The following is a 9,316-nucleotide window of genomic DNA, read 5'->3' as shown; positions in this document are numbered from 1 at the left end:
GGGGTCCGGGGGCGGAGCCCCGGGGGGCGGGTGGGCGGGGAACCCTCACGCCTTGGCGCAGTCTCCGCACGTGCCGAAGATCTCCACCGTGTGGCCGATGTCGACGAAGCCGTGCTCCTTGGCGATGGCGTCGGCCCAGCGCTCGACGGCCGGGCCCTCGACCTCCACGGCCTTGCCGCAGGAGCGGCAGACGAGATGGTGGTGGTGGTCGTCCGTGCTGCACCGGCGGTAGACGGCCTCGCCGTCGGAGGTGCGCAGGACGTCCACCTCGCCGGCGTCGGCCAGCGACTGCAGGGTGCGGTAGACCGTCGTCAGGCCGACGGAGTCACCCCGGTGCTTGAGCATGTCGTGCAGCTCCTGGGCGCTGCGGAACTCGTCCACCTCGGCGAGCGCCGCCGCCACCGCCGCCCGCTGGCGGGTCGAGCGGCCGCGCACGGGTGGCCTTGCCGTTCCCACGTGTGCCTCCCTGCTGCCTCTGCCTCTGCCTCTGGCTCTGGCTCTGGCTCTGCTGCGTCTTCGTCGCCCTGCCTCGCCAGCGTAGCGGCTACCCGGCCGTACGCGGTTCCGGCCCCGTCCGGCCCGCGCCCGCGCCCGCGCCGGCGCCTCACGCCCGCGCCCGCACGGGCTCGGTGGCCGCCTCCCGCTCGGCCGCCGCGACGCGGCGGCGTGCCAGCGGCAGGGCGAGCAGCGAGATCACCACGAAGAGGCCCAGAGCGATCAGCACGATCGTGGCACCCGGCGGTACGTCCTGGTAGTACGAGGTGGTGGTTCCGGCCAGCGAGACGAGCACGCCGATGAGCGCCGCCAGCGCCAGCGTCACGGCGAAACCGCGCGTGACCTGCTGCGCGGCGACGACGGGGATCACCATCAGCGCGCTGACCAGCAGCAGCCCGACCACCCGCATCGCGACGGTGACGGTGGCGGCGGCGGTGACGGCCAGCAGCAGGTTCAGGGCGCGGACGGGCAGCCCGGTGACGCGGGCGAACTCCTCGTCCTGGCAGACCGCGAAGAGCTGCCGGCGCAGCCCCAGGCAGACCGCCAGCACGAACGCCGACAGCAGCAGGATGGCGTTGATGTCCTCCTCGGAGACCGTGGTCACCGAGCCCCACAGGTAGGTGGTGAGGTTGGCGGTGGAGCCGTTCGGCGCGAGGTTGATGATCATGACTCCGCCGGCCATGCCGCCGTAGAACATCATCGCCAGCGCGATGTCGCCGCGCGCCCGGCCCGAGGAGCGCAGCAGCTCCATGGCGACGGCGCCGACGGCGGAGACCACGACCGCCATCCACACCGGGTTGGTGTTCATCAGGAAGCCGAGCGCGACGCCGGTGAGCGCCACGTGCCCGATGCCGTCGCCCATGAGCGCCTGCCGCCGCTGCACCAGGTAGACGCCGACGGCGGGCGCGGTCATGCCGATGAGCAGCGAGGCCAGCAGCGCGCGCTGCATGAAGGCGTAGTCCAGGACCTCGAACATGCCGTCGCCTCCTCTCCTAAAGGATTCCGGTCTGGAGCCTCGGCTCGGCGGCCGGTGCCAGCTCGTCGTCCGGGTGGCAGGGGTGGGCGTCGGGGAGCTGGGCGGGGTGGCTCACGGTGCGCTCGACGCGGCCGCCGGAGAGGATCACCGCCCGGTCGATCAGCGGCTGGAGCGGGCCGAGTTCGTGCAGCACCAGCAGCACGGCGGTGCCGCGCTCGGTCTCGGCGCGCAGCGTGTCGGCGAGCACCCGCTGGCTGGGCATGTCAACGCCGCTGAGCGGCTCGTCCATGATCAGCAGCTCCGGCTCGACGCTGAGCGCGCGGGCGATCAGCACCCGCTGGTGCTGGCCGCCGGAGAGGGCGTTGACGGACTCCCCGGCCCGGTCGGCCAGGCCCACCAGCTCCAGGGCGCGGCCGACCGCGGCCCGGTCGGCGCGGGTGAGGGGCTTGAGGCCGCGCCGGGCCAAACGCCCGGCGGAGACGATCTCGCGGACCGTCGCGGGCACGCCGCCCGCGGCGGTGGAGCGCTGCGGCACGTATCCGACGCGGTGCCAGTCGCGGAAGCGGCGCACCGGGGTGCCGAAGAGGGTCAGCGCGCCGCCGCTGAGCGGGACCTGGCGGACGGCGGCGCGCACGGCGGTGGACTTCCCCGAGCCGTTGGGCCCGAGCAGGGCGGCCACCTCGCCGGGCCGCACGGCGAGGTCGATGCCTCGCAGCACCGACCGGCCGCCGAGCTCGGCGGTCACCTCGGTCATGGATATGACGGGCTCCGTGGTGGGCTCCATCTCGGGGCTCCTCGTTCGCTTGGGTCAGGACGCGCCGAGAGCCTGGCGCAGTGCTTCGAGGTTCGCACGCATCACCTCGAGGTAGTCAGCGCCGGCGGAGTCGTCGGTGATTCCCTCGACCGGGTCGAGCACGGCCGTCTCCAGGCCCAGGTCGTCCGCGAGGGTGCGGGCGGTCTCGTCGCTGACGAGTGTCTCGAAGAAGACGGTGGTGACGTTGTCCTCCTCGGCCACGTCGTGCAGCTCGCGCATGCGCTCGCCGCTGGGCTCGGACTCGGGGTCGAGGCCGGCGATGGCCTCCTCGTGGAGCCCGTAGCGCTCGGCGAGGTAGCCGAAGGCGGCGTGGCTGGTGATGAAGGTGTCGGTCCGGGTGTTGGCCAGGCCGTCGCTGAACTCCTGGTCCAGGGTGTTCAGCTCGTCGGCCAGCTCGGAGGCGTTGCGCTCGTAGTCCGCGGCGTTGTCGGGGTCGGCCTCGGCGAGGGCGGCGCCGACGCCCTCGGCGATCTCGGCGTACTTCACCGGGTCGAGCCACACGTGCGGGTCGAGCCCGGAGTGGTCGTGGCCGTCGCCCTCCTCCGCGTGCTCCTCCTCCGCGTGCTCGTCGGCGTGCCCGTCGTCTTCGGCGTGACCGTCCTCGGCGTGGTCGCCGTCCACGTCGTCGCCGTGGGACTCCAGCGTGGTGAAGGAGGACGCCTCGGCGACGTTCTCGGCGCCGGACTGCGCGACGGCGTCGTCAACGGCGGGCTGGAACCCCTCCAGGTAGAGGATGAAGTCCGCCTCGGTCAGCTCGGCCTGCTGCTGCGGCGAGATGTCCAGGTCGTGCGGCTCGGTGCCGGGCTCGGTGAGGGAGGTGACCGAGACGTGGTTCCCGCCGATCCGTTCGGCCAGGAACTCCATGGGGTAGAAGGAGGCCATCACGTCGAGGGTGCCGTCGTCGGATCCGCCGCCGCCCTCGTCGTCGGAGCCGCAGGCCGTCAGGGCGATCAGGCCCAGGGCCGTGGCCGAGGAGGCCAGGGCCGCCAAGGCGGGGCGGGCTATTCGGGGGCGGCGTCGTGCAGTCATGACAGCCATTTTCAAGTGATATGGAAACCATTGTCAAACGTGGGGAGGTCTGGCGACCGCGGGCGGCCATTGCGGATCGCCCGTGTCGGCGCCCACCACACCGGCCAGGCCGGATGCGGCCGGAACGGATTTGCCGCTGCCCCCTCGGGCGCCGGTAATCTGAGGCAATTCCTTCTCGTCCTTCGTCCCGAAGAGAGCACCGTGGCCGCCGACAAGATCGACACCATCGTCAGCCTCAGCAAGCGCCGTGGCTTCGTCTACCCCAGCAGCGAGATCTACGGCGGCACGCGCGCCGCCTGGGACTACGGACCGCTCGGCGTGGAATTGAAGGAGAACATCAAGCGCCAGTGGTGGCGCTCGGTGGTCACCTCGCGTGACGACGTCGTCGGCATCGACTCCTCCGTGATCCTCGCCACCGAGGTGTGGCAGGCCTCCGGCCACGTGGCGACCTTCACCGACCCGCTGACCGAGTGCACCTCCTGCCACAAGCGGTTCCGGGCCGATCACCTGGAGGAGGCGTACGAGGCGAAGCACGGCCACCTGCCCGCCAACGGCCTGGCCGACATCAACTGCCCCAACTGCGGCAACAAGGGCGGCTTCACCGAGCCCAAGCAGTTCTCGGGCCTGCTCTCCACCCACCTGGGGCCGACGCAGGACTCCGCCTCGGTGGCGTACCTGCGGCCGGAGACCGCGCAGGGCATCTTCACCAACTTCGCCGCCGTGCAGCAGACCTCGCGCCGCAAGCCGCCGTTCGGCATCGCGCAGATGGGCAAGTCCTTCCGGAACGAGATCACCCCGGGCAACTTCATCTTCCGCACCCGGGAGTTCGAGCAGATGGAGATGGAGTTCTTCGTCAAGCCGGGCGAGGACGAGCGCTGGCACGGGTACTGGATGGAGCAGCGCTGGAACTGGTACCGCGACCTCGGCCTGTCCGAGGAGAACATGCGCTGGTACGAGCACCCGAAGGAGAAGCTCTCCCACTACTCCAAGCGCACCGTCGACATCGAGTACCGCTTCAACTTCCAGGGCTCCGAATTCGGCGAGCTGGAAGGCATCGCCAACCGCACGGACTACGACCTCAACGCCCACTCCAAGGCGTCCGGCCAGGACCTGAGCTACTACGACCAGGAGGCCGGCGAGCGGTGGACGCCGTTCGTCATCGAGCCGGCGGCGGGCGTCGGCCGGACCATGCTGGCGTTCATGCTCGACGCCTACCGCGAGGACGAGGCGCCCAACGCCAAGGGCAAGATGGAAAAGCGCGTGGTCATGCGCCTGGACCGCCGGCTTGCCCCGGTCAAGGTCGCGGTGCTGCCGCTCTCGCGCAACCCGCAGCTCTCGCCGAAGGCGAGGGAGTTGGCGGGCGCGCTGCGCCAGCACTGGAACATCGAGTTCGACGACGCCGGCGCCATCGGCCGCCGCTACCGCCGCCAGGACGAGATCGGCACGCCGTACTGCGTGACGATCGACTTCGACACGCTGGAGGACAACGCGGTCACGGTGCGCGAGCGCGACTCGATGAAGCAGGAGCGCGTGTCGCTGGACCAGGTCGAGTCCTTCCTGGCGGCGCGCCTGGTGGGCTGCTGAGGCGTTGCGGCCCGCCCGGTGTGGATGCCCGGGCGGGCCGCAGGCCCGGTCAGTGCTTCCAGTCGGAGGTGTCCAGCTCGCAGCCGAACGGCTCCGGCACGTGCACGGTCTCGCCGAACGAGACCTGCGTGCGCCTGCGGTATCCCTCCTCGCCCGGGGACGAGTAGACGGTGAGGCTGGCGTCGAGCATGTCTACCAGGAGATACACCGGGACTCCCGCCTTCCCGTACACCTCCACCTTGTCCCCGCGGTCGATGTCGGCCGTGGCCGTCGAGGTCAGCTCGGCGGCCAGGGACAGGGCGTGGCCCGGCAGGTGGATGTCGTCGACCAAGGTCGCCTGCTCGTCGGAGACGTGAATGTCCGGCCCGTAACTCCTGGAGTGTCCCGGGAAGACGAACAGGTGCGGAGCCGCATCGATGACGTGCCCTTCGGGCTCGTGGCCGGTCAGCTGCCGGATGATGCTGCGGACCACTGGCCGGTAGGTGCCCTTGGACCACGGTGACACGAAGACGCCCCCCTTGATGATCTCCGCCCGGAATCCGTCGGGCACGTTCAACTGCTCCAGCAGCTCGGTGAGCTTGTCGAAGCTCGTCGGCTGTGCGGAGGGCCGTATCGACGGTTGCTCGATCATCACAGTCATGATGCGCCTCCAGGTGCAGGTAATCCAGTAAGCACACAGTGTACGGGCGGCCACTGACAGTTCGCCCGGCTAGCTTCGGGCACCGCCCGGCAGCCGCAGGTGCAGGCTCAGCGCCGTCGTGGCCAGCACGGCCACCAGCTGGATGCCCAACGACCACGCCAGGGCGTCCCGCATGCCGCCGCCCTCCGCGTCGATCACCCCCAGGAAGATCGCGCCCAGCAACGCCACCCCCAGCGCCATCGACGACTGCTGGACGGTCGCCATCACGCCGCCGCCGACCCCGGCCCGCTCCGGCGGCACGTCCGCCAGCACGATCCGCATGAACAGCGGCAGCTGCATCCCCTGCCCGAACCCGGCCACCACCAGGCCCGGCGCGAGGTCCGCCAGGCCCAGGCCGGACCAGTCCCGCAGCACGGCCGCCGCCAGCAGCGCGACGCCCGCCGCCTGGATGAGGCTGCCGTAGGTCACCGTGCGGGCCCCGAACCGGGCGCTGATCCGCGGTCCGGCCAGCGAGGCGACGAAGAACGCCAGGGCGTAGGGCACCAGAGCCACGCCCGACCGGATCGGGCCGTAGCCCAGGCCCTGCTGGAAGGAGATCGCCATCACGAAGATGAAGCCGCTGAAGCCCACCACGCTCAGTGACAGCACGGGGAGGCCGCGCCGCATGCCGGACAGCCTCAGCAGGCTCGGCGGCACGAGCGGCACGGTGGAGCCGGTCCTCTCGGCCCGGCGTTCCACCGCGAAGAACGCCGCCCCCGCGAGCGGAACCACGGACAGCAGCACCCACGTCCACAGCGGCCAGCCCGCCGCCCGGCCCTCGGTCAGCGGCAGCAGCAGCGCGAAGAGCGCCACCGCCAGCAGCGCGGTGCCCGGCAGGTCGATCGGGGCCGGCCGGTCGGCGCGCGTCTCGGGGATGGTGCGGGCCACCAGCAGCAGCGCCACCAGCACCACCGGCACGTTGATCATGAAGACCGCGCGCCAGCCGCTGCCCGCGATGTCGGCGGCGACGAGCAGCCCGCCGAGGATCTGCCCGGCGGTCATCGCGAGACCCGCCGTGGCGCCGTAGAGGCCCAGCGCGCGGGCGCGGGCCTGGCCGTGGGTGGCGGCCTGGATGGTGCCCAGCACCTGCGGCTGGACCAGCGCGGCGGCCGCGCCCTGCACGACGCGGGCGGCGACCAGGGTCCAGGCGTTGGGCGCCAGGCCGCAGGCGAGCGAGGACAGCCCGAACGCCGCGACCCCGATCAGCAGCAGCCGCCGGCGGCCGAACATGTCGCCCAGCCGCCCGCCGAGCACGAGCATCAGGGCGATGGCGACGGCGTACCCGGCCACCACCAGCTCCAGCAGGGCCGGGCCGGCGTTGAGGTCGCGGTCGATGGTGGGCAGCGCGACGTTCACGACGAAGACGTCGATCATGAGGAGGGATATGCACAGCAGGACCGTGAACAGGCCCAGCGGGCCGAGCGCGGTCGGTGCCGTCGGCGCGGGCGGCGCGGGCGTTCGCGTGGTCGTGGTTCCGGCGGGTGCGGCCGGGCCGCCCGCCGTTGCGTCAGTCGTCGTTGCTTCAGCCGTTGAGTCAGCCATGGCTACGACGGTGCCCCCGGACATAGCCTGGTACCAGATTGTCTTTATCCAGGTATAACCACTACCTGGCAACGGGCTGGGCCGGTGGCATCCTGGAGCGCATGGCAGTGACGCAGACCCCCTCCGCCGCCCACGACGGCTCGCGCATCCGGCGCCGCGAGCTCGCCGCGTTCCTGCGCAGCCGCCGGGAGCGCATCGCCCCCGAGCGCGTCGGCCTGCCGCGCGGCCGTCGCCGCCGCACGCCGGGCCTGCGGCGCGAGGAGGTCGCGCAGCTCGCCTCCGTCGGCGTCACCTGGTACACGTGGCTGGAGCAGGCCAGGGACATCCACGTCTCCGCGGGCGTGGTGGACGCCATCGCCCGCGCGCTGCTGCTCGACTCCAACGAACGGGGCCACCTCTTCACGCTCGCCGGCGTGGCCGACCCCGCGCCCGACACGTCCTGCTCGGGCGTCCCCGACACGGTGCTCGCGATGCTGCGCCAGCTGGAGCCCATGCCCGCCTGCGTCCAGAACGCGCGGTACGACATCCGCGCCTACAACCGCACGTACGGGGCGCTGCTGTGCGACCTGGACGAGGTGCGGCCGGAGGACCGCAACTGCATGGTGATGGCCTTCACCAACCCCGGGTGGGAGGCGGGCCTGGTGGACCGGGAGGAGACGAGGCGGCTGATGGTGGCCAACTACCGCGCCGCCATGGCCGAGCACGTGGCCGAGCCCGCCTGGAAGCACACGGTCAAACGCCTCCAGCGCGAGTCGCCCGAGTTCCGCGAGCTGTGGGAGCGGCACGAGGTCGTCCAGACCCTCGCGAGCAAGGTCAAGCGGTTCCGCAACCCCCACGTCGGTCTGCTGAACCTCTGCCCCGCCCGGCTGTGGCTGGCCCCGCAGGTCGGCGCGCGGCTCGTGGCGTACGCACCCGCCGACGAGGAGAGCCGGGAGCGGCTGGAGAAGCTGCTGGCGATCGTCAGCGAGCGCGCGTGAGGGAGAATGGCAGGGTGACCCAGCCCGTGACCCCGCCCCTGCGGATCGGCCCGTTCGACGTGGACCCGCCCGTGGTGCTCGCGCCCATGGCCGGGATCACGAACGCGGCCTTCCGCACGCTCTGCCGGGAGTTCTCCGGGGGGCGTGGGCTGTTCGTCAGCGAGATGATCACCACCAGGGCGATGGTGGAGCGCAACGCCAAGACCATGCGGCTGATCCACTTCGACGCCGGGGAGAAGCCGCGTTCCATCCAGCTCTACGGCGTTGACCCGGCCACGGTCGGGCGGGCCGCGCGCATGGTCGCCGAGGAGGACCTCGCCGACCACATCGACCTCAACTTCGGCTGCCCGGTGCCGAAGGTGACCCGGCGCGGCGGCGGCTCGGCCCTGCCGTACAAGCGCCCGCTGCTGCGCGCGATCCTGCGCGCCGCCGTGAGAGGCGCGGGCGGGCTGCCGGTGACGATGAAGATGCGCAAGGGCATCGACGAGGACCATCTGACGTACCTCGACGCCGGACGGATCGCGGTGGAGGAGGGCGTGAGCGCGATCGCGCTCCACGGCCGCACCGCCGCGCAGCACTACGGCGGGCAGGCGGACTGGGAGGCGATCGCGCGGCTGAAGGAGGCCGTGCCGGAGATCCCGGTGCTGGGCAACGGCGACATCTGGTCGGCGGCCGACGCGGTGCGGATGATGCGGGAGACGGGGTGCGACGGCGTGGTCGTGGGCCGTGGCTGCCTCGGACGCCCGTGGCTCTTCGCGGACCTGGTGGCGGCCTTCGACGAGCCGGGATCCCCGCCCGCGCGGCCAACGCTGCGGGAGGTCGCGGAGGTGATGGTGCGGCACGCGCGGCTGCTGGGGGAGTGGCTGGACGACGAGGAGCGCGGCGTCATCGACTTCCGCAAGCACGTGGCGTGGTACCTGAAGGGCTTCTCGGCCGGCTCGGCCTCCCGGGGGCGGCTGGCGGTCGCCGCGTCGCTGGACGAGCTGCGCGCGCTGCTGGGGGAGCTGGACCTGGACCAGCCCTGGCCCGTGGGCGCGGAGGGGCCGCGGGGGCGCACGTCCGGGAAGAACCGCGTCGCGCTGCCGGAGGGGTGGCTCGACGACCCGTGCGACGTGGCTGCGCTGGCCCCCGACGCGGAACTCGCCACCTCGGGCGGCTGACGGGGGTTTCCCCCCGCCCACCCGCCCCCTTTCGGGGGCGATTGACGACGACGCTCAACC

Annotated in this window: 9 protein-coding genes; 3 read left to right on the top strand and 6 right to left on the bottom strand. The window is 72.1% G+C overall.

Features of this window, described 5'->3' with window-relative positions; genetic code table 11:
- Nucleotides 1–45: 45 nt before the first annotated feature.
- The 4 genes from ACTWQH_RS32200 to ACTWQH_RS32185 form a co-directional block, all read right to left on the bottom strand.
- On the bottom strand, nucleotides 46–456 hold the full coding sequence (locus ACTWQH_RS32200; protein ID WP_443290356.1) for a Fur family transcriptional regulator: 411 nt from the start codon (nucleotides 454–456) through the stop codon (nucleotides 46–48).
- A 148-nt stretch (nucleotides 457–604) separates the two neighbouring features.
- The gene (locus ACTWQH_RS32195; RefSeq protein WP_443290355.1) at nucleotides 605–1,471 is read right to left on the bottom strand and encodes a metal ABC transporter permease; all 867 of its coding nucleotides are present in this window, start codon (nucleotides 1,469–1,471) and stop codon (nucleotides 605–607) included.
- A gap of 16 nt (nucleotides 1,472–1,487) precedes the next feature.
- Nucleotides 1,488–2,255, bottom strand: coding sequence for a metal ABC transporter ATP-binding protein (locus ACTWQH_RS32190; protein ID WP_443290354.1), 768 nt, complete (start codon nucleotides 2,253–2,255; stop codon nucleotides 1,488–1,490).
- 24 nt (nucleotides 2,256–2,279) lie between these two features.
- The gene (locus ACTWQH_RS32185; protein WP_443290353.1) at nucleotides 2,280–3,323 is read right to left on the bottom strand and encodes a metal ABC transporter substrate-binding protein; all 1,044 of its coding nucleotides are present in this window, start codon (nucleotides 3,321–3,323) and stop codon (nucleotides 2,280–2,282) included.
- 192 nt (nucleotides 3,324–3,515) lie between these two features.
- On the opposite strand from ACTWQH_RS32185, the gene ACTWQH_RS32180 reads away from it, so the two are divergent.
- Nucleotides 3,516–4,898: a glycine--tRNA ligase gene (locus tag ACTWQH_RS32180; protein ID WP_443290352.1), complete on the top strand. Its 1,383-nt coding sequence runs from the start codon at nucleotides 3,516–3,518 to the stop codon at nucleotides 4,896–4,898.
- A 49-nt stretch (nucleotides 4,899–4,947) separates the two neighbouring features.
- Here the strand turns inward: ACTWQH_RS32180 and ACTWQH_RS32175 are convergent, their stop codons facing one another.
- On the bottom strand, nucleotides 4,948–5,529 hold the full coding sequence (locus ACTWQH_RS32175) for a Uma2 family endonuclease (protein ID WP_443290351.1): 582 nt from the start codon (nucleotides 5,527–5,529) through the stop codon (nucleotides 4,948–4,950).
- Between the two features lie 78 nt (nucleotides 5,530–5,607).
- The gene (locus ACTWQH_RS32170) at nucleotides 5,608–7,119 is read right to left on the bottom strand and encodes an MFS transporter (RefSeq protein WP_443290350.1); all 1,512 of its coding nucleotides are present in this window, start codon (nucleotides 7,117–7,119) and stop codon (nucleotides 5,608–5,610) included.
- Between the two features lie 101 nt (nucleotides 7,120–7,220).
- Here ACTWQH_RS32170 and ACTWQH_RS32165 point away from each other — a divergent pair, with 101 nt between their 5' ends.
- Nucleotides 7,221–8,096 (top strand): helix-turn-helix transcriptional regulator, encoded by an 876-nt coding sequence (locus ACTWQH_RS32165; protein WP_443290349.1) that lies wholly within the window; start codon nucleotides 7,221–7,223, stop codon nucleotides 8,094–8,096.
- An 86-nt stretch (nucleotides 8,097–8,182) separates the two neighbouring features.
- A complete protein-coding gene (dusB, locus tag ACTWQH_RS32160) occupies nucleotides 8,183–9,256 on the top strand; it encodes a tRNA dihydrouridine synthase DusB (protein ID WP_443290357.1) in 1,074 nt (357 codons plus the stop codon).
- The last annotated feature ends 60 nt before the right edge of the window (nucleotides 9,257–9,316 follow it).

This window comes from Streptomyces sp. 6N223 (assembly GCF_052246635.1).
Lineage (GTDB): Bacteria > Actinomycetota > Actinomycetes > Streptomycetales > Streptomycetaceae > Streptomyces.
This window is presented reverse-complemented; position numbering and strand designations above follow the sequence as displayed.

Coding starts and splice junctions, on each gene's coding strand:
- ACTWQH_RS32165 (WP_443290349.1), top strand. CDS start 7,221: ATGGCAGTGACGCAGACCCCCTCCGCCGCCCACGACGGCTCGCGCATC.
- ACTWQH_RS32170 (WP_443290350.1), bottom strand. CDS start 7,119: ATGGCTGACTCAACGGCTGAAGCAACGACGACTGACGCAACGGCGGGC.
- ACTWQH_RS32190 (WP_443290354.1), bottom strand. CDS start 2,255: ATGGAGCCCACCACGGAGCCCGTCATATCCATGACCGAGGTGACCGCC.
- ACTWQH_RS32175 (WP_443290351.1), bottom strand. CDS start 5,529: ATGATCGAGCAACCGTCGATACGGCCCTCCGCACAGCCGACGAGCTTC.
- ACTWQH_RS32185 (WP_443290353.1), bottom strand. CDS start 3,323: ATGGCTGTCATGACTGCACGACGCCGCCCCCGAATAGCCCGCCCCGCC.
- ACTWQH_RS32195 (WP_443290355.1), bottom strand. CDS start 1,471: ATGTTCGAGGTCCTGGACTACGCCTTCATGCAGCGCGCGCTGCTGGCC.
- dusB (WP_443290357.1), top strand. CDS start 8,183: ATGGCCGGGATCACGAACGCGGCCTTCCGCACGCTCTGCCGGGAGTTC.